The organism is Asticcacaulis tiandongensis (assembly GCF_006475605.1).
Taxonomy (GTDB): Bacteria; Pseudomonadota; Alphaproteobacteria; order Caulobacterales; family Caulobacteraceae; genus Asticcacaulis; species Asticcacaulis tiandongensis.
This window is the reverse complement of sequence record NZ_SSBC01000021.1, coordinates 39753-59301: the sequence shown is the minus strand read 5'-3', so window position 1 is coordinate 59301 and position 19549 is coordinate 39753. Positions and strand designations below refer to the sequence as shown.

Sequence of the window (19549 nt, the reverse complement as noted above, 5' to 3'; positions counted from 1 at the left end):
ATTTGCAACCTAAAATAGTTATTATCCGTATTAATTTATCCTCTTGGGTTGAAATATAGGTAAATAAACCTATTCTTGACTTGAAATAGGAAAGTTATCCTCTCATTCTGACTCCTGCCTATGCTGAGAACAGAGCGGAAACACATCCCGTGTTAATCCGACAGGCAATGCAGGACAAATACGGATGAATATGCATCTTTCCCCGTCGCAAAGGGCGGCTCCCTATCACACGCCTTCGGCGTTAACCGTCGTTTGCCACAGGGATGACCGGGCGGCGGTGCAGTTTGTGATCGAACTGGTGGCGGTGACCACAGGTGTATCCTCGGATCAGATACGCACCTTTTCGCGCAATCACGCCCGCGTGGCCCGGGCACGTCAGATCGCCATGTATCTGACCAATATAACCTGGCAGTGGCCGCTGGTGCGCGTCGGTAAGGCTTTTGGCCGCGACCGGACGACCGTGGGGCATGCCTGCCGGCTGATCGAGGATCTGCGGGATGATCCGCAATTTGATGCAATGCTCGAACGTCTTGAGGCGTCACTGGAGACGGTGCCGAAAAAAGCCGGTGCCGCGCAGGCGGGGCCTGACTGGTTTGAGCGGACCTTTTGAAAATCTGTCCTCAGGCGACCTTTTTGATGCGTTCGACCATAGAGAGGAGGCCGTTGGTACGTTGCGACGACAGGGCCTCATCCAGACCGAGCCGGGTGAGCGTATCGCGGATGGAAAAATCACGGATTTCACTGAGGGGCAGACCATCGAGCAGGCGGATCAGCACGGCGATCAGTCCCTTGACGATATGGGCATCGGAATCGCCCCTGAATTTCAGAATATCTTCGGGGGCGTCATCAAACACCAGCCAGACCTGTGAGGCGCAGCCGCGCACTTTTGAGGTTTCGGTGCGTTCGTGATCCTCAAGCGGGGCTATGGATTTGCCAAGATCAATTATGTGCCGGTAGCGTTCTTCCCAGTCATCAAACAGGTCGAATTCTTCAAGCAGATCCTCAAAGCGGGTCTGAAAGCTGTCGGTCATAAGCGGTACCTCTCTCCGGAGAACGCTCTAAAGCACAATGACGGCAAAATGAATCAAATTCTGCGTCTAGAGCGTTTTCCCATCAAATAGAATTATTTGATGGATAGAAAGAGCGACAAAACAAAAACTTAGAGCAAATTTCGGATCAATCTGATCGAAATTTGCTCTAATATTGGCTCAGGCGGGTTTCTGAAGGCGTAAAATGGCCGTCAGGCCGACCTCCGGCTGGGATTTCACATAAAATCGCCCACCCATGTTCTGACAGGTGAGGCGCACAATGGCCCAGCCTAAACCGGCGCCGTGACGGGTGCGGTTATGGGCGGTGGCGCCTTGCTCAAACGGTTTCATCAGGCGCGGCAGGTCATCGGGCAAAGGCGCGGGGCCAGGATTACGGACGAGGATATCGACCCATTTCTCACCTTCGCTGACCTCTATGCGAATGACCTGACCCGCAGGCGTATAGTCAATGGCATTGAGCAGCAGGTGATCCAGACAGGTGCTCAGGCCTCTGGGGTGGAAAAGTGCTACCGGATCGCTGTCGGAGGTCACCAGTTCAAGGCGCACCTCATTGGCCCGCGCCCGTGCCTCATGCTTTTCAAGGCTGTCATCGATATGCGACAAAACCGCGTCTGCGGACGGCCTGAGGAGATCGGGTTCGCTTTCAAGGCGTACGATCTCAAGCACATTGTTGAACAAGCCCAGCAATTGCGTGCCGCTGTCACGGATAATACCGGCATATTCCAGATATTCCGGCGCCCCCAGCGGACCATGTAATTCGTTTTTCAGAACCTCGGCAAAGCCTATGATGGAATTGAGCGGCGTGCGCAGCTCATGGCTGGCCATGCGCAAAAAGGCCTGCTTACCCATATCCGTCGTTCCGGTATCGAAAGCGGCGCTATGGGCGGCGTCATCGTCTGCCCCAAACGGCGGTGAGGACGGGTGATCGGACGAAGGCATGTTACAGGGTCCTGTCAGTACAATGCACAGAATACGCGTGCAGATAATTATTGCGCTAACGCAGAGGGCGTTTTCAAGCGGATAATCAGACAAAGGCAACTATGGCTGTGCGTAAGCCTCTAATGAGACATTTCGATTAACTAAAAGCCATTATTATTAGGTTTATACTCCAAATCTTCGCCAATTGCGCGATAGGCTTTCATATAATATGCCTCAATCAGTACAGTTACATTTTTCGCCAGTTACCAAAGGGGCTACACCGTTTGCCGCTTAGAGCTTTGAGGGATTTCAGTCGTCAGGAACACCGGCGCACAGGCGTACGGCTGGGGGTGCTTGTCTGGCATTTCATCTGGACGGGTGTGATGCTGTGCGCCTTTGCCGGATTGCTGTTCCTGCCGGTGTCGCTGTTTGGTCTGATTGCGCTTCTGGTGGCGGGTATTCCCGGTGTCAGTTCCGTTTTATTGCTGTCAAAAAACAACCGGTGGATACGTCCGGTACTGGTCTGGATATGGGGCGGTTGTGCTCTGGTGGCGGTAGGCCTGACCGGCGGCATTGCCGGGCCTCTGGCGGCCTGGGTGGTGATGCCTCTGGCGGCGGCGGTGGCCCTTAATCAGCGTCGGCTGATTTCCCTTGGGGCGGCCTTGAGTTTTACCATTGGTCTGATCGCCATTGCCCTGTCGTTGTCGCATATTATGCCCTTGCCGTCACTCATTGAGCGGTTATGGCTATCTTCGGTGGCTTTTCTGACGCTTATCGGCAGCTTCGGGCTGGCGCTTATGCCTGCCCTGAGGGCGCGGGTTGAGCGCACCCATGATGCCGAGGAAGCGCGGGCGCGTCTGTTCAGGCTACTGAGTGAGCAACCGCAACTGATCGTCTCCCTGACCGACGAAGGCCGCGTCATTTCCGCGTTTGGCGAAGCCCCGAGAGGCCTTGATCTCAACCGTCTGCTGACGCAGGGCCTATACCCCTCGGCGCATGCGCCCGACCGGCTGGCGCTGATGCAGGCGGTCGGGCAGGCCATGACCACGGGGCGGGGTGAGGCGGGCTTTCATCCCCATGCCGCGCTTGAAGCCTATGTGCGCCTGTCGGTGCGTAAGGCCAGCGATGGCCGCCTCTATGCAGTTCTGGCCGATGCGTCCGGTCAAAAGCAACGCGAAGCCGCGCTTGAGGCCGCGCGTTTTGAAGCTGAATCGCTTAATCGCGGCAAGACACAGTTTGTCGCCTCTATGAGCCATGAACTGCGCACGCCGCTCAATGCCGTGATTGGTTTCTCGGATATCATGCGGCAAAAGCTGTTTGGCCCCTTAAGCGATAAATATACCGAATATGCGCAGCTGATCTGGGAATCGGGCCAGCACGTGCTCGATCTGGTCAATGATGTGCTCGATATGTCGAAGATTGAGGCGCAGAAATACGAACTGAGCCTTGAACGTTTCGATGTGCGCGATCCGGTGGCTTCGGCGCTGCGGCTGATTATGGCCACGGCGCAGGAAAAGGGCGTGGCGCTCAAGGCGGTATTGCCGCCGGTGCCGCTTGAGGTCACTGCCGACAAACGCGCCGTGAAACAGATTTGCCTCAACCTCCTGTCCAATGCCGTGAAATTCACGCCCAATGGTGGTGAAATCGGCCTGATCCTGACGGAGGCCGGACGCGATGGCATAGAGATTCAGGTCAATGACACCGGCGTCGGTATTGCCCCCGAAGACCTCGACCGGCTGGGCAAACCCTATCAGCAGACAGGCCCCTTGGAACAACGCGTTATGGGGACGGGGCTTGGCCTGTCGCTCGTGCAGGCACTGGCGGTATTGCACAAGGGTCATATGACCATCGAGAGTGAACCGGGCACCGGCACCAGCGTCAGCGTCATCCTGCCGGTGGCCACGCCGTCCGATCAGCCGGAACTGCCGCTGGAAGACAGCTTAAGAACCATCGCGATACAGGATTACCGGTCGGATAATCCGTTCATTAACCGCTAAAGCATCGCCGGAATAATGCGATCAGGCGGGCGGTGCCCATCCTGAAGCGTCTTGATATTCAGGATGACCCGATCACCCATATCGGTACGCGCCTCGATGGTGCTTGAGGCCATGTGCGGCAGCATAACCGCATTGGGCAGGCCGAACAGGGCAGGGGCAATGGCCGGTGCGCGCTCATAGACATCCAGCCCGACACCGGCGATCTTGTGATCCTTCAGAAGCTGGGCCAGCGCGTCCTCGTCAACGATCTGCCCGCGGGCGGTATTCACCAGAATGGCGTGCGGCTGCAACAGCGCCAGACGTTCGGCATTGAGCAGGTGATAGGTTTCCGGTGTGCGCGGGCAATTGATGGAAATGACATCCATCCGCGCCAGCATCTGATCGAGGTCATCCCAGTAGGTGGCCTCAAGCTCATCGGAAATGCGCGGCGATACCGGCTTGCGGTTATGATAATGCACCTGCATGCCAAAGGCGCGGGCGCGTCGGGCCAGTGCCTGACCGATGCGGCCCATGCCGACAATCCCCAGACGCTTGCCATAGATGCGCCTTCCCATCATGAAGGTCGGCGACCAGGCGGAAAATTCACCGCGCTGCACCGTACCTGCACCTTCGACGAAGCGACGGGCGACGGCGATAATCAGGCCCATGGTCATTTCGGCGGTGTCTTCGGTCAGAACGCCGGGTGTGTTGGTGACAATAATGCCTTTTTCAACGGCCTTGGCGACATCGATATGGTCATGGCCGACGCCAAAATTGGCGATCATCTTAAGCTGCTCGCCAGCGGCGGCAAAAAAGTCTTCGTCAATGCGATCATTGATCGAGGAGACCACGACTTCGGCAGTGGCGGCGGCCTCAAGCAGCTTTTCGCGCGGCATGGGTTCCTTGGTCAGCCACAGGGTCGTGTTGAACAGTTCACGAAAACGCGTCTCGACCCCATCCGGCAATTTGACGGTCATGACAACGTTAAGTTTCTTCGTACCCATAGGCCCTCTTTCTTTTCCCCAGACAACTGTTCTGCCGACGGTTCTGCATAGGCAGGCATTTTTGTTTTTGTAGCTTGTCTTAGGGTCTTGTTAACCAAATCTGAAGCTTTGCAACCGATTCATGTTCTGGCCTTTAAGCCCTTATCCTGTCCGCTGCAAACCGATATGAGCAGATTCCTCTTTATGACCGGATTTTCAAGTCCAGACGGTGTTTTCCTGCGCTCCGCAGCAGACCACACACAGACAAAGATCGTCAAGATAGCCTTGGTTGTGGCTGCACTGATGATAGGGCTGTGCGCCCTGTTTATGGCGGCGCCTGCGCAGGCACAGACGATATATGATACGCCGTCAAAACAGCCGATCCCGCGCTGGGCCAGTCTTAAGTTCAATGAAACCAATGCCCGCTCGGGCCCGTCGCGCGACAACAAGATCCTCTGGACCTATCGCCAGAAGGGCCTGCCGGTTCAGATTATTACCGAAACCAAGGAATGGCGCATGATCTGTGATCCTGACGGCGGGATTGCGTGGGTCAGCAAAAACCTGTTGTCGCCGCGTCGCGCGGTGATGATAACCGGTACGCAGTCTCAGGAACTACGTACCCAGCCAAAAGACGATGCGCGCATCAAATCAAATGTGCGCCCGCGCGCTCTGGCTTTCCTTGATAAATGCCGTGACGGTCATTGTCGGGTGGCCATTGGTCGCGAGAGCGGCTGGCTTGAGGAACGCATTCTGTGGGGCACACAAAGCCATGCAGTCTGCAAGCGGCCGGACATCCTGACGCGGCTTGGGGCCGGAAGAGAGTGAAGGCAGGTTGAAAAAGGGTTGAGCCTGCGCCTCCGGTCGTGTAACGCATCCTTACAACATGTAACTTGATGCCGGATGAGCTTTCATCCGTAGCGATTCTACCGGAGCCTTCATGAGCGAGCGTCCTTCTTCTTTCGATTACGAAGCCCTTTTGGCTTGTTCGCGTGGTGAGATGTATGGCCCGGGCAATGCCCAGTTGCCGGCACCGCCCATGCTGATGATGGATCGCATCACCACCATCACCAAAGATGGCGGCGCCTTCAACAAAGGCTATATCGAAGCGGAGCTGGATATTAATCCCGATCTCTGGTTCTTCGCCTGTCACTTCCTTGGCGATCCGGTCATGCCGGGCTGTCTCGGGCTTGATGCCATGTGGCAGCTGGTTGGCTTCTTCCTTGGCTGGTCGGGTAATCCGGGCCGTGGGCGCGCCCTTGGGGTTGGCGAAGTGAAGTTCACCGGTCAGGTCACACCGAACGTCAAAAAGGTCACCTACCGTATCGATATGAAGCGCGTCATCACCGGCAAGCTGATCATGGGCATTGGCGAAGGCGTTGTGCTGGCGGATGACAAGCCTATCTATAGTGCGTCGGGTCTTCGCGTCGGCCTGTTTGACGCCAAGGATCTGGTTTAGTTTAAGCATAAAGACGAGGAACGGGTTTCATGCGTAGGGTAGTTGTCACAGGACTGGGCATCGTCTCTTCCATCGGTACGGGTGCCGATGAGGTCACCGCTTCTTTGCGGGACGCAAAATCGGGTATCGTTAAGGCGCCTGAATATGCCGAGCTTGGGTTCAAAAGTCAGGTACATGCGCCGCCGACCATAGGCGACTGGACACCGTTCGTTGATCGCCGTGCCGCCCGTTTCCTGTCCGATGGTCTGGCCTATGGCCATGTGGCACTGGAGCAGGCTATTGCCTCCGCCGGTCTTGAAGCCTCTGACATTTCCAATGAACGCACAGGCATCATCTTCGGTGCCGGTGGCCCCTCGACCCGCACCATCGTCGAAGCCGCGCAAACCACGCGTGACAAAGGCCCCAAGCGTATCGGGCCGTTTGCGGTCCCTAAAGCCATGTCGTCCGGCCCGTCGGCGGTTCTGGCGACCTGGTTCAAAATCCGCGGCGTCAACTATTCCATCTCATCAGCCTGCGCGACCTCGGTACACTGCATTGGCGCGGCGGCGGAGCAAATCGCCTGGGGCAAGCAGGATGTGATGCTGGCCGGTGGCACCGAAGAACTGGACTGGACCCTGTCCAACCTGTTCGATGCCATGGGGGCGATGTCCACCAAATATAATGATACGCCTTCGGTGGCTTCGCGCGCCTATGACGTTAACCGCGACGGTTTTGTCATTGCCGGTGGCGCAGGCGCTCTGGTGCTTGAAGAATATGAACACGCCAAGGCGCGTGGAGCTGATATCTGGGCCGAGATCGTGGGCTATGCCGCCAATTCGGACGGCTATGACATGGTGGCTCCGTCCGGTGAAGGGGCAGAGCGCTGTATGCGCGAAGCCCTGCGTCTGGCCGGTGGCCGCAAGATCGATTACCTCAACCCGCACGGCACCTCGACGCCGGTCGGCGACGAAAAGGAAATCGGAGCCATCCGCAATGTGTTCGGCAATGCTCTGCCGCTGATTTCTTCGACCAAATCCCTGACGGGCCACAGCCTTGGGGCCGCCGGTGCGCAGGAAGCCATCTACAGCCTGCTGATGATGCGCCACAGCTTCGCCACCAAAAGCGCCAATATCGACATGCTTGATCCGGCCTTTGAGGGCGTGCCCATCCTGCGCGAACGCCGTGACGGGGCGCTTGAGACGGTGATGTCGAACTCGTTCGGCTTCGGTGGCACCAACGGTTCGATCATCCTATCGCAGGCTGATCTGTAGAATACGCGGGTAAAAGTCCTTCGGCATTCGCCTCAGTGTACTTTTACCTCAAATTGGAAAAGCCGGAAAATCTCTGAAGGGCCGCCCCGAAGAGATTTTTCACGATATTGATTTCGCGGAAAAAGTACACTGAGCGCAGCGAGGGACTTTTTCGCGTACGGAGGTTATGATGGAAGACGGCTGGAAATTCCCCAAAGGCGACCTGATGAAGGGCAAGAAGGGCCTTGTCATGGGCGTGGCCAATGAAAAGTCCATCGCCTGGGGCATTGCCTCGCAACTGGCGGCGCAGGGCGCGGACATGGCCTTCTCCTATATGGGGGAAAGCCTTTTGCGTCGCGTGGAGCCTCTGGCACAATCCATAGGCGTCAAGCATCTGATCGAATGTGATGTGACCGACGATGCCTCGATGGATGCGGCCTTTGCCAAACTCAAAGAGATTTACGGCGAGATCGATTTCGTCATTCACTCGGTGGCCTTCGCCAACAAGAACGAACTTCAGGGGTCGTTTGTAGAAAACACTACCCGCGAAGGCTTCCTGCTGGCGCTGAACGTGTCGGCCTTCTCGTTTGTGGATGTATCGCGTCGTGCGGCCGAACTGATGCCCAATGGCGGCTCGCTGATCACCCTGACCTATCTTGGGTCTGAGCGTGTCATTCCGAACTATAACACCATGGGTGTTGCCAAGGCCGCGCTTGAGGCCTCAACACGCTACATTGCCCGCGATCTGGGTCCAAAGGGCATCCGCGCCAACGCTATTTCTGCAGGGGCCATGCGCACCTTGTCACTGGCGGGCATCAGCGGCGGTCGCGGCCTGCATGCCAAGTCGGGTCAGTTCTCGCTGATGAAGGAAGAAACCTCTATGGAGGGCGTCGCTGGCGCAGCTCTGTGGCTGGCCTCTGACCTTGGTTTCTCGACGACGGGTGAAGTTGTCCACGTCGATGCCGGTTTCCACGCGGTTGGCCTGCCCGAAGACATTCAGGGCTGATTGTGCCGAGGTGCCTGATCATTGCAGGCCCGAATGGTGCAGGCAAAACCACCTTTGCGATGGAATACCTGCCAGAACTGGGCGTCAGGCATTTTATAAACGCGGATATGATTGCGGCTGGCTTATCACCTTTCAGACCTGAAACTCAGGCGGTGACGGCCAGCCGTTTATTTTTACGCGAAATGGAACAGAAGATACAGGCGCGTGACGATTTCGCCTTTGAAACCACGCTTTCCGGTCGGGTTTATCTGAGGCTTATTGAACGCTTGCAAAAGATGGGCTGGTCCGTCGATCTTTATTATCTGGCCTTGCCATCGATTGACATGTCGTTGCTGCGGGTAGCGGAGCGTGTGCGTCACGGCGGGCACGATATTCCTGAGAACGTTATTCGCAGACGTTTTCCGCGCAGCCTGTACAATCTTTTCAACGGCTACACAGACGCGGTTAACCGTTGCAGCTGTTTCATCAATGCAGGCGGTGAAGTGATGCAGGTCTTTGAAAGTGACACGTCAGGTGTTAGAATTGACCATCAAGCGGCGTATCACGCGTTGAAGGAGATGGCGCGAGCATGAGTGAAAAATCTTCCCTTGAGTCTCTTAAGGCCCTGCGCGCACTGCAATCGGCGGCCACCAAGACGATTGAGCGTAAACGCCGCCTCGGGCAATACTGGGTTGTCTGGGATGGTCAGAAGCCGCTGATTGTTAATCCTGAGAATGGCGACGCACCGGTAAAATGAGTTATGCCGCCGCGCCGACCCTTAAGGACATAGACACACTTGCGCGAGAGGCTCTCGCAAAACTGCCGGAGCCTTTTGCCGGTTACCTTAAGGGTGTGGTTCTGATTATCGAAGACCTGCCCTCCGAAGACCTCCTGCGTGAGCTGGAGATAGACGATCCCTTCGAACTGACTGGTCTCTATTCCGGTAGGCCGGCAGAGCATGAGGCCTTCACCGGTGATCTGCCGCCGATGGTGCATCTGTTTCGTCGTCCCATCCTTGAGGAATGGTTAGATACCGGCGTCAGGCTTGAGGAACTGGTCAGCCTGATCTTGATCCATGAGGTCGGCCACAATTTTTGGTCTGTCGGACGCGGATATGGCCTGGCTGGAGGACACCCTCAAGGCCCCGTCTGAAGCCTAGAGCATTTTCCGACCAAGTGGATACCGCTTGGGCGTTAGAAAATGCGACAAAACAAAAGACTTAGAGCCTGATTTCGATTCAATATGAACGAAATCGGCTCTAGGCGCTCGCGCCTGAAAAGGGTTGTAAAGGCCAGAATATCATCAGCAGCAAAAACGCTGCCGCCGGATTTTTACCGGTTGTACGCGGCGGTCTCAAACCTTGATTCTTTTCAGTATTCCGTGTTGTCTACAGACGGAAACCGTCCATAGAGACGTACCAAAAATAATGCCATAAAAAGGGAAACACATGACGGGATTCAAAACAAAACTATGGGCCGGTGCCTCCGCAGCGGTGCTGATGGTCGGATCAGGCGTATCAGCACAGGCGCAGGCCCCTGTCATGCAGGCGGAAGCGCTGGATCGTGGCGTGGTGGCGGTCACCGCTTCAAAGGGCGTGCTGATCAGCTGGCGGGCGCTGGCCAATGACGCTGACGGCCTCGGGTTCAATGTCTATCGTGACGGCAAAAAGCTGAATGTCCGCCCGATTACCGATCGTACCAATTTTGCCGATGAAAAAGGCACAGCCAACGCTGTCTATGAGGTCAGCGAAGTGACTGGCCGGAAGGAAGGCCCGCGCAGCAAGGCCATCACTATCGACGGCTATCTGAACATCCCGCTCAATAAGCCCGCCGACGGCGTAACGCCGGATAACAAGGCCTACAGCTATACGGCCAATGATGCCTCTGTCGCTGATCTGGATGGCGACGGGCAGTATGAAATCATCCTCAAATGGGACCCGGATAATTCACGCGACAATGCCCAGAACGGCTATACCGGCCCGACCTATCTCGATGCCTATAAGCTTGATGGCACACAACTCTGGCGCATTGATCTGGGGCGTAATATCCGTTCCGGCGCGCATTACACACAGTTTCAGGTGGCTGACTATGATGGAGACGGCTTTGCCGAACTGATCGTCAAGACGGCGGACGGTACGGTGGACGGTCAGGGTAAGGTCATCGGCGATGCCCGCGCCAACTGGTTGTCAGGGCCGGGGCCATTTGTACCGATTACTGACCCCTATGCGCCAACCCCGCAACCGGAAGCGACCAACGGCGAGCCGCCGACCCAGAGATTTGCCGGCAGGGCCTTGCACGGGCCGGAATATCTCAGCCTGTTTGACGGACGTACCGGTGCTGTGCGTGACACTATTCCTTATCCGGCGACGCGCGGGCCGAACGGCGACAATCCGACCCCCGAAGAAGCGCAGGCGCGTTGGGGCGATGCCTATAGCAACCGCGCGGATCGTTTTCTGGCCGGTACGGCCTGGCTTGATGGGGTGAAACCGAGTGCCATATTTGCCCGTGGCTACTATACCCTGACCACCGTGGCCGCGATTGATGTGCGCGACGGCAAGCTGGTGAAGCGCTGGTATTTCGATTCCTCAGCCCCGGATGCCCCCAAAGGCTCCGGCGGGCAGGGGAACCACCAGCTCAGCGTCGCTGATGTCGATGGCGATGGCAGGCATGAGATCATCTACGGTGCCATGACGCTGGATGATGACGGCAAGGTTCTATGGAACACTGGCATGGGGCATGGCGATGCCATGCACGTTTCAGCTTTTGATCCGAACCAGACAGGCCTCCAAAGATGGGGTGTCCACGAAAACATGAAGATGTCCGGTAATGCAGGCTCGGCCCTTCTCGATGCCCGTACCGGCGAGGTCATTTTCAAGGTGCCTGCGGATAAAGACACCGGCCGCGGTGCCGCCGGAGATATTGATCCACGCTTTCCGGGTGCCGAATTCTGGGGCAGCAATAGCGATAACCTCTATGACCTGAAGGGCAATGTCATTAGTGACAAACGTCCGCGTCAGCTTAACTTCATGGTCTGGTGGGATGGCGATCTGCTACGTGAAATCCTTGATGGCAACAAGATATACAAATGGGATTGGGAAGCCGGTGAAAGCCGCGTTCTCCTTGAGGCCGCAGGGGCCACCTCCAATAACGGCACCAAGGCCACGCCCGCACTGTCCGGTGATATTTTCGGCGACTGGCGCGAGGAAGTGATCCTACGTGCCGAGGACAACCGGTCTTTACGCATCTATTCCACATCCACTCCGACGACCTATAAATTTACGACCCTGATGCACGACCCGCAATATCGTGCGGCCATTGCCTGGCAGAACACGGCCTATAATCAGCCGCCCTGGCCGTCTTTTTACATCGGCGAAGGCATGAAGATGCCGCCGAAAATCAAGGTTCAGATTACCGGTAAACCCGAATAGATTTTATTCTTTTATGTCCCTGATAATCCGCGTCCTTAAAAGGGCGCGGATTTTTGCACGTTCAGTGAATAGCTTAGGCCTAAATCCAGTGGTTGGCTCACGATCTCTGAAGTGAACCGCGCCGAGTTTGCCGGAGCCCCCAACTCGTGAGAAGTAGGGTCTATGACAAGCAAGACGACAAACAAATTTTCCCCTGAAGTGCGCGTCCGCGCCGTTCGAATGGTGGTCGAGCACGAAGCTGAACATCCTTCCCGATGGGCTGCGATTTCTTCCATAGCCGCCAAGATCGGCTGCTCGGCTCATACGCTCAATGAATGGGTGAAGAAGGCCGAGGTGGACAGCGGTAAGCGTGTGGGTTTTCCGGGTGACGTCGCGGAGAAGATGAAGGCGCTGGAGCGGGAGAACCGCGAGCTCCGTCAGGCGAATGATATCCTGCGCAAGGCATCAGCCTATTTTGCGATGGCGGAGCTCGACCGCCCACTGAAGCGATGATTTCCTTTATCGACGAAAACCGCCCGGTGTTCGGGGTCGAGCCGATCTGCAGGTTACTGCCGATTGCCCCGTCTACCTATTATGAGGCCATCGTCAGACGCAAAGACGTGAGCCGTCTATCGGCCCGCGTTCGACGCGACATGACCATGAAGGTCGAGATACGCCGGGTATTTAACGAGAACTTCCAGGTCTATGGCGTGCGCAAGGTCTGGCGGCAGTTGCAGCGAGAAGGCTACGACATTGCCCGTTGCACTGTGGCGCGGCTTATGAGGGCGATGGGGCTTCAAGGCATCATTCGTGGCAAGCCGGTCAAAACCACGTTGTCGGATAAAACTGCGCCTTGCCCGCTTGACCGGGTGAACCGGCACTTCTTCGCGCCCGCACCGAACAGGCTGTGGTTATCTGATTTCACCTATGTGGCCACCTGGCAGGGCTTTGTTTACGTGGCCTTCGTGATTGATGCCTTCGCCCGCCGCATCGTCGGTTGGCGAGCAAGCCGCTCTGCACATGCGGGCTTTGTCCTTGATGCCCTCGATCAGGCGCTTCATGACCGACGGCCCAGTCACCGCGGCGGACTGGTTCATCATTCCGACCGCGGTTCGCAATATGTGTCCATTCGCTATTCCGAGCGGCTGGCGGAGGCGGGCATTGAGCCATCGGTCGGAAGCGTCGGCGACAGTTACGACAATGCCCTCGCCGAAACAATCAACGGTCTTTACAAGGCCGAGGTCATCCATCGGCGAGGACCGTGGCGTAACTTTGAGGCCGTCGAGTTTGCAACACTGGAATGGGTAGATTGGTTCAACAACAGGCGTCTTCTTGAACCTAGGAAACATTCCGCCTGCCGAGGCCGAAGAAAGATACTACGCAATACTGGACATGCCAGAAATGGCTGCATAACTTAAACCAAACGGTCTCTGGCAAACCCGGTGCGGTTCAATCTCAGTCTCTGTACGCAAGGTTAAACGAATAGTCCCCCGCTCAGCCTCATTAAGGCTGGCAAGATAGGCGGCATCTAAATCAACACGTCGATTGCTTAGCGTCAGTTCTTCACCAATCTCAAGGCGATCAATAGCCCAGGTTTTGGTACGTAGAAAACCCGGATAAGACGCCAGTTCAACGGTGAGGCTGGTCAGGGTTTCAGGGCGACGATTAGCGACAGAAATGGATCGCAGGACCGGGACAGCATTCTGAAAGGAGGCATAGGTCAGGGAGGGTGTGAGATCGGCCTTTATCCAAAAATCATCCGTATGATCATCGTCTGCCGCGTCAATAAATGTCATTACATGCCCTCCACACTGCCAATTGGTTGTATTTATGCAAATATTACAACCTTTGGGCAAGAAAAAAACATGGACAATACCCGCCGGCTTAATAATTGATCCGCTCCAGAATTATGCGGCCGGATCAGGAAATGGGTTCCGGAGTGTGTCACGCTGTGAGACATAAAAGTCACAGTAAGAAAGCTTCCCGTTTTGCTGCACGCATATCACAAAAGCTTCACAGCCCAGCGCTAAGAGCGCGGCGCAAGGGGCAAAAGGATACCTTAATTCCAGCGTAGATGTGATGAGCCTGTCACATCTGTGCGCAGGTCTGCCCCCTGATTTTGTTTTAGCGCCATCCGTTTTCAGGGCGGCGCAATTGGGGATATGATTTTATGAAGTTACGCGCCAAACACCTTTCAGCGGGTCTTGCCTTCCTGCTGTCGAGCACCATGCTGTCCGGCATGGCCTACGCGCAGGACGCCGCCACACAAGGCAGTGCCGAAGCGGCTGAAGATGCCATCGAAATCACGGTTGTCGGCAAGGGGCAGACCCGTTCGGTCTCAACACTGGTTCCGGCCAATCTGGATGTGCTGCCTCCGGGTACCAGCGTTCAGAAGGCGCTGAATTTCCTGCCCGGCGTCAGCGCCCATGCTATTGATGCGCTGGGGGTTAACGAGCAGTCATTATCGTTGCAGGTGCGCGGTTTCAGCACTACCCACCTTGGCTATTCGCTTGACGGTGTGCCGCTCGGTGACGGGGCCTATAACAACTATAATGGGCTGTCGATCAGTCGGGCGCTGATCTCGGAAAACCTGGGTCAGGCCGATCTGGCGACAGGTATTGCCGGTCTCAGCATTCCTTCGACCAGCAACCTTGGCGGGGCGCTGATCTATACCTCCAGCAACCCAAAGAAGTCGCTCGGCTTTAAGGTCAACCAGACTCTGGGCAGCGAAGATGCCACACGCACCTTCCTGCGTTTTGATACGGGCGAGCACAAGGGCTTTTCAGCCTATGTATCGGCGCAGTACAGCGAACAGGATCTGTTCGTAAATCAGGCCGCCTATAACACGTCATATGGCCGTCAGCTCAATGCCAAGGCAAACTATGAGTTCGAACGTGGCAAACTGACTGCCTATGCAAACATCTCGGCGACCAATCAGGCAAACGACACCTATCTGTCGAAAGACTCCTTCTCGCGACTGGGTTGGGATTGGGGTGCCTATGCACCCGATTGGGATGGCTATCTTGAACGCGCCTATTGTCAGGTGACCAATGCACCAGCGGGCAAGTGCGTGACCTCGACCCTGCCGGAAAAGCTTGGGGATGTGACCTTCACCAATGGCCAGATCCTACGTAATGACGAACTCTATTACATTGCCGGTGATTTCAATCTGACCTCATCGATAAATCTGGATGCCAAGGTGTACAGCCACACCAACAAAGGCGCAGGCAATAACTTCATTACCGGCTGGTCCACGCAGGGTACGCCCTCCACGGATGACGATGTGCCGGTACGTATCCGTGACACGCGCTACACCATCGACCGTCAGGGCCTGATTGGTAACGTAAGCTGGAAAGTCGGCGCACACCACATTCAGGCGGGTTTCTGGCGCGAAGATAACACCAGCAGCGCCGCACGCTATATCTGGACCAATGTCAAAGGCCCGTTCAGCCTGGCTCATTATCTGGTGGGACAACCTGATCTGGCGCAGTGGGTTCAGGAGACCGACTGGAAAACCGAGCAGTTCTACGTTCAGGATACCGTGACTCTGCTCAATGACACCCTGAGCATCGATTTTGGTTTCAAGAGCACCCATGCGACATCGGACGCCAAGGCGATCCCGGGCGTGGCCAAGGCAGCCCCTCCGGCCTCCAGCCAGTTTGCGTCGGGCAAGCTGACGGCCAAGGACAATTTCCTGCCGGAAGTGGGTGTACGCTGGGCCCCTGTTTCAGGACATGAAGTCTATGCGAGCTACGCCGAAAACATCGCCATGTTCCAGGGCGGCTTCAAGCTTGGGCCACAATCCGTGTCGCAAGCCGTATGGGACGCACAGGGCAAGTATCTGGAGCCTGAAACGTCCAAGACTATTGATATCGGTTATCGCTACATCAGCCATGCCTTGCAGGTTTCGGTCGCGCTCTATGACGTGGAATTCGAGAACCGTCTGTTGCAATATAACCCCTGTCCGACGAACCAGCAGCAGAATCCCGGCTGCGGCAACTCGTTCCACAACGCGGGCAGCGTCTCAAGCAAGGGTCTGGAAGTCGGTGTCCTGTGGCGTCCGATGCCGGGCGTGAGCTGGTACAACTCGGCCTCGTTCAACGAGTCGGTCTATAACGAAGACCTGAACTGGTGCGCCACCACCTGTGAAGTCAAGAAAACCAAGGGCAAGCAGCAGGTTGATACGCCTAAGGAAATGTTCTCCAGCGTCCTGTCCCTGAAGCGTGGTGGTTACTGGGGTACCTTGTCAGGTAAGTATACCGGTGAACGCTTCTACACCTATGTCAACGATCAGGGCTTCCCCGGTGTCACCACCTTTGACCTTGGGGTTGGGTATAATTTCAATGACACAAGCGTCCTGAGAGGGGCGAAGCTGGCACTGAACGTCACTAACCTGACCGACAAGCGCCATGCGTCGAACTTCGACAACAGCGTCTTTGCGCCGGACGATGCCGCAGGCAACATCAAGGTGTTCCACGCATCGGCACCACGCCAGATGTTTGTGACGCTCGGTTACAGCTTCTGAGCCTTCAGGCGTTAAGCCAATTGTGGCAGGCGGCCCTTTTACAGGGGGCCCGCCCGCACTTTTTTGAGGAATGACCCGTGACGCGATTGCCGATTCTTACTGCACTTACGCTTATGATGATGACCTGTGGCGGGGCGGCTTTCGCGCAAGCCCACGTGGCGCAGGCCTATACGAGGCCGAACCGGACTGAGATTGAAGGTGCAGTTTCGGCGACGCTGAACGGTCAGACCTTTGTCAATCACGGTCTGGTCGGTGCGGGGCGTCTGCCTGCGTCTACGCGCGACTTTCTGGGGGATACGCTGGGCTCGTTTTCCAGCATGGCGCTGCGTAACTGGGAACGGCAGCCCGACGGCAGCTACAGCGGTGAAATATACACCTTGCCGGATCGTGGGCCCAATAATGTCGGCTCGGTTGCGGGCACGGTTGATTATGTCAGCCGCGTGCACAGTCTGCGCCTGACAATGAACCCACAGGGGGATGTGGCCATCCAGCCTGTTGGTGGTTTCAGGTTAACAGATGAAACTGGCAAGCCGTTCACCGGTAAAGACCCCGGTGATCATATCCTGACGCGCAACGGCATTCTGTATCCGTCACCCGCCAGCGGTGAAGGGGCAGGGCGTATCAGCCTTGATTCCGAAGCCATCGCCCTGTTGCCGGATGGCAGCTTCTACATTTCCGATGAGTATGCGGCAGGCATCTATCTGTTCGATGCCACGGGTCGTCAAACCGGTGCCATTCAGACCGTGCCAGCGCTTATGCCTATGACGGACGGAAAGCTGAACTTCAACTCCGAGAAGGCGCCTGATACGGGCCGTCGCAATAATCAGGGGCTGGAGGCGCTCACGCTCACCCCCGATGGTAAACACCTGATTGCCATTTTGCAGAGCGCTACGGTTCAGGACACGGTGGGCAAGAACGCCGCCACGCGCAGCCCGACGCGTATTCTGGTTTATGATATTTCCGAGACCCCCACGCCAAGCCAACCGGTCGGGCACTATGTCCTGCAACTGCCGACCTATCGCGTTAAGGGTGACGGTAAGGCCGCTGATGCAACGGCGGCTCAGTCAGAAGCGGTCGCCCTTAGTGATACGCAGCTTCTGGTGCTGTCGCGTGATGGCAACGGGCGCGGCAAGGGCACGGCTGATCCGACAGTCTATAAGAGCATCCTGCTGATCGATCTTACCGGCGCTACCAATCTGGCGGGCACACCCTATGAGCAATCGACTCAGCCGGTTGCGCGCAATGGTAAGCTTGAGGCGGGCATTGTCCCTGTACAGCAGGCAGAACTGATTAACATGCTCAATCCTGTTCAGTTGCGTCGCTTCGGCATGAACCTTGATGTCACCCCCTCTACGGCGGATACGCTTTCGGAAAAGCTGGAGGCAATGGCTATCGCGCCTGCGTTTGATCCTGACGCCCCAAACGATGTCTTTTTGCTGGTGGGCAGTGACAATGACTTTGGAACGGCAACGGGACGGGTGAACGGGCAAGGGTTTGATGCGGGACTGACTAATGCAAACGGCAGCGGGACGGGAGATAATGACAGTCTGATCCTGATCTATCGTCTGACCCTGCCTGCAGAGCTTATGCGTAAGGCACATAATCTATCCGGATGGTGAATCGCAGCATATCATCGAACGGATTACTGGCGTGCGACCCTAACGATACCTACAGATGCGCAAGAATGCTTCGATAATCGCCGCTGATCAGGGGGTCATTACACATTTGACGCAACCGTCTGCCTTATCACGGAACATGCGGTAGAAGTCAGGTGCATCGTCAAGACTGCCCCGGTGCGTTATCAGGAAAGTCGGGTCAATTTCCCCTTTTTCGATCTTCTCAAGCAGAATGGGCAGATAGCGATGAACGTGTGTCTGTCCGGATTTTAAAGTCAGGCCCTTGTTGACGAAGGCCCCAAAGGGAATCTTGTCGAGATAACCGCCATAGACGCCCGGCATGGAAATGGTGCCGCAACACCGGCATGACAGGAAGGTTTCCCTGACCACGTGCGGCCGGTCGGTCCCGAGCTTAAGGGTCATCTTCACCTTGTCAATAAAGGCATCCAATGATCCATGACCAGCGGCTTCGGTGCCGACGGCATCAATGCAGCGATCAGGCCCCCTTCCGGCCGTCTTTTCCATCAGAATCTCATAGACACCGTTCGATTCCTTTGAGAAATCAATTGTTTCGGTCTTGCCATCACTGCCAGCTAAAGCCAGCCTTTCGGGGACTTCATCAATGGCAATGACCCGTCCGGCCCCGAACATCCACGCGCTTTTTATAGCAAACAGGGCGACCGGTCCGCACCCCCAGACCGCAACCGTATCGCCTGGTTCAATGTCAGCGTTTTCCGCCGCCATGTAACCGGTCGGGAATATGTCACTCAGGAAAAGCACCTGCTCATCATGAAGGTAATCGGGGACTTTGAACGGCCCCACATCGGCGAAGGGTACGCGCACATATTCCGCCTGACCGCCGGAAAAGCCGCCTAACATATGCGAATAGCCAAACAGGCCTGACGGCGAATGCCCCATAAGCTTGCGCGCTGTGGCTTCGTTAGGGTTCGAGCGTTCACAACAGGAAGTGAAGCCTTTCAGGCAAAAAAAGCATTCGCCGCAGGCAATCGTAAAAGGCACGACCACCCGATCTCCGATATTCAGATTCCTGACATCGTCCCCAAGTTCGACGACTTCGCCCATGAATTCGTGCCCGAGAATATCACCCTTTTCCATGGTCGGAATAACACCGTCCAGCAGGTGCAGATCCGATCCGCAGATGGCCGTTGAGGTTACCCGGATGATCGCGTCTCTGGGATGCAGAATCTGGGGATCAGGCACCGTATCAACGCGTACATCACCAACTCCGTGCCAACACAGCGCTTTCATTATGCTTTTCCTTGAATATGAATGGGCAGAGGAACGTAACATGCAGCTTTGTAAAAACATCTGCCTCAGGCCCTGAAACTTAATAAAAAAAGTATTTGGTACATGATTTTCTTCTTTTTTACATAGATGAAGAAATG

17 protein-coding genes, 1 pseudogene and 1 other annotated feature are annotated in these 19549 nt (G+C 56.1%); of the genes and pseudogenes, 13 read left to right on the top strand and 5 right to left on the bottom strand.

Annotation, left to right across the window (positions count from 1 at the left end; genetic code table 11):
• Positions 1 to 184 precede the first annotated feature (184 nt).
• Positions 185 to 610 (top strand): helix-turn-helix domain-containing protein, encoded by a 426-nt coding sequence (locus tag E5201_RS13645; RefSeq protein WP_246050801.1) that lies wholly within the window; start codon positions 185 to 187, stop codon positions 608 to 610.
• Positions 611 to 620: 10 nt separating this feature from the next.
• Here E5201_RS13645 and E5201_RS13640 read toward each other — a convergent pair whose 3' ends face one another.
• Both E5201_RS13640 and E5201_RS13635 read right to left on the bottom strand, forming a co-directional pair.
• Positions 621 to 1031: a SufE family protein gene (locus E5201_RS13640; RefSeq protein ID WP_140986970.1), complete on the bottom strand. Its 411-nt coding sequence runs from the start codon at positions 1029 to 1031 to the stop codon at positions 621 to 623.
• Between the two features lie 177 nt (positions 1032 to 1208).
• Positions 1209 to 1988, bottom strand: a complete 780-nt coding sequence (locus tag E5201_RS13635; protein ID WP_140986968.1) for a sensor histidine kinase — start codon at positions 1986 to 1988, stop codon at positions 1209 to 1211.
• Between the two features lie 263 nt (positions 1989 to 2251).
• On the opposite strand from E5201_RS13635, the gene E5201_RS13630 reads away from it, so the two are divergent.
• The gene (locus E5201_RS13630; protein WP_246050799.1) at positions 2252 to 3964 is read left to right on the top strand and encodes a sensor histidine kinase; all 1713 of its coding nucleotides are present in this window, start codon (positions 2252 to 2254) and stop codon (positions 3962 to 3964) included.
• Here the strand turns inward: E5201_RS13630 and E5201_RS13625 are convergent.
• On the bottom strand, positions 3961 to 4947 hold the full coding sequence (locus E5201_RS13625) for a 2-hydroxyacid dehydrogenase (RefSeq protein ID WP_140986966.1): 987 nt from the start codon (positions 4945 to 4947) through the stop codon (positions 3961 to 3963). The genes E5201_RS13630 and E5201_RS13625 overlap by 4 nt on opposite strands.
• Positions 4948 to 5130: 183 nt before the next feature.
• Between E5201_RS13625 and E5201_RS13620 the strand changes: the two genes are divergently transcribed.
• The 9 genes and pseudogenes from E5201_RS13620 to E5201_RS13585 all read left to right on the top strand — a co-directional run bounded on the left by E5201_RS13620 (position 5131) and on the right by E5201_RS13585 (position 13415).
• The gene (locus E5201_RS13620) at positions 5131 to 5751 is read left to right on the top strand and encodes an SH3 domain-containing protein (RefSeq protein WP_246050784.1); all 621 of its coding nucleotides are present in this window, start codon (positions 5131 to 5133) and stop codon (positions 5749 to 5751) included.
• 112 nt (positions 5752 to 5863) lie between these two features.
• Positions 5864 to 6382 (top strand): 3-hydroxyacyl-[acyl-carrier-protein] dehydratase FabA, encoded by a 519-nt coding sequence (fabA, locus tag E5201_RS13615; protein WP_140986962.1) that lies wholly within the window; start codon positions 5864 to 5866, stop codon positions 6380 to 6382.
• Between the two features lie 29 nt (positions 6383 to 6411).
• The gene (gene fabB, locus E5201_RS13610; protein WP_140986960.1) at positions 6412 to 7632 is read left to right on the top strand and encodes a beta-ketoacyl-ACP synthase I; all 1221 of its coding nucleotides are present in this window, start codon (positions 6412 to 6414) and stop codon (positions 7630 to 7632) included.
• A gap of 169 nt (positions 7633 to 7801) precedes the next feature.
• Positions 7802 to 8617, top strand: coding sequence for an enoyl-ACP reductase FabI (locus E5201_RS13605; protein ID WP_140987077.1), 816 nt, complete (start codon positions 7802 to 7804; stop codon positions 8615 to 8617).
• Between the two features lie 2 nt (positions 8618 to 8619).
• Positions 8620 to 9189: an ATPase gene (locus tag E5201_RS13600; RefSeq protein WP_140986958.1), complete on the top strand. Its 570-nt coding sequence runs from the start codon at positions 8620 to 8622 to the stop codon at positions 9187 to 9189.
• On the top strand, positions 9186 to 9353 hold the full coding sequence (locus E5201_RS14820; RefSeq protein ID WP_181404644.1) for a hypothetical protein: 168 nt from the start codon (positions 9186 to 9188) through the stop codon (positions 9351 to 9353). The genes E5201_RS13600 and E5201_RS14820 overlap by 4 nt, the downstream gene beginning before the upstream one ends.
• Positions 9350 to 9748, top strand: a complete 399-nt coding sequence (locus E5201_RS13595) for a metallopeptidase family protein (protein WP_246050774.1) — start codon at positions 9350 to 9352, stop codon at positions 9746 to 9748. The genes E5201_RS14820 and E5201_RS13595 overlap by 4 nt, the downstream gene beginning before the upstream one ends.
• A 295-nt stretch (positions 9749 to 10043) precedes the next feature.
• Positions 10044 to 12023 (top strand): rhamnogalacturonan lyase, encoded by a 1980-nt coding sequence (locus E5201_RS13590; RefSeq protein WP_140986956.1) that lies wholly within the window; start codon positions 10044 to 10046, stop codon positions 12021 to 12023.
• A 162-nt stretch (positions 12024 to 12185) separates the two neighbouring features.
• Positions 12186 to 13415 (top strand): annotated as a pseudogene (locus E5201_RS13585) (IS3 family transposase).
• Positions 12470 to 12586: a sequence feature (AL1L pseudoknot), on the top strand. It overlaps the preceding pseudogene by 117 nt.
• On the opposite strand, the gene E5201_RS13580 reads toward E5201_RS13585, so the two are convergent.
• On the bottom strand, positions 13379 to 13798 hold the full coding sequence (locus E5201_RS13580; RefSeq protein WP_140986954.1) for a hypothetical protein: 420 nt from the start codon (positions 13796 to 13798) through the stop codon (positions 13379 to 13381). The pseudogene E5201_RS13585 and the gene E5201_RS13580 sit on opposite strands and share 37 nt — an antisense overlap.
• A gap of 374 nt (positions 13799 to 14172) precedes the next feature.
• Here E5201_RS13580 and E5201_RS13575 point away from each other — a divergent pair, with 374 nt between their 5' ends.
• A complete protein-coding gene (locus E5201_RS13575; RefSeq protein WP_219993644.1) occupies positions 14173 to 16527 on the top strand; it encodes a TonB-dependent receptor in 2355 nt (784 codons plus the stop codon).
• A gap of 77 nt (positions 16528 to 16604) precedes the next feature.
• On the top strand, positions 16605 to 18146 hold the full coding sequence (locus E5201_RS13570) for an esterase-like activity of phytase family protein (RefSeq protein WP_219993643.1): 1542 nt from the start codon (positions 16605 to 16607) through the stop codon (positions 18144 to 18146).
• An 87-nt stretch (positions 18147 to 18233) separates the two neighbouring features.
• Here E5201_RS13570 and E5201_RS13565 read toward each other — a convergent pair whose 3' ends face one another.
• On the bottom strand, positions 18234 to 19412 hold the full coding sequence (locus E5201_RS13565; protein ID WP_140986952.1) for a zinc-dependent alcohol dehydrogenase: 1179 nt from the start codon (positions 19410 to 19412) through the stop codon (positions 18234 to 18236).
• Between the last annotated feature and the right edge of the window lie 137 nt (positions 19413 to 19549).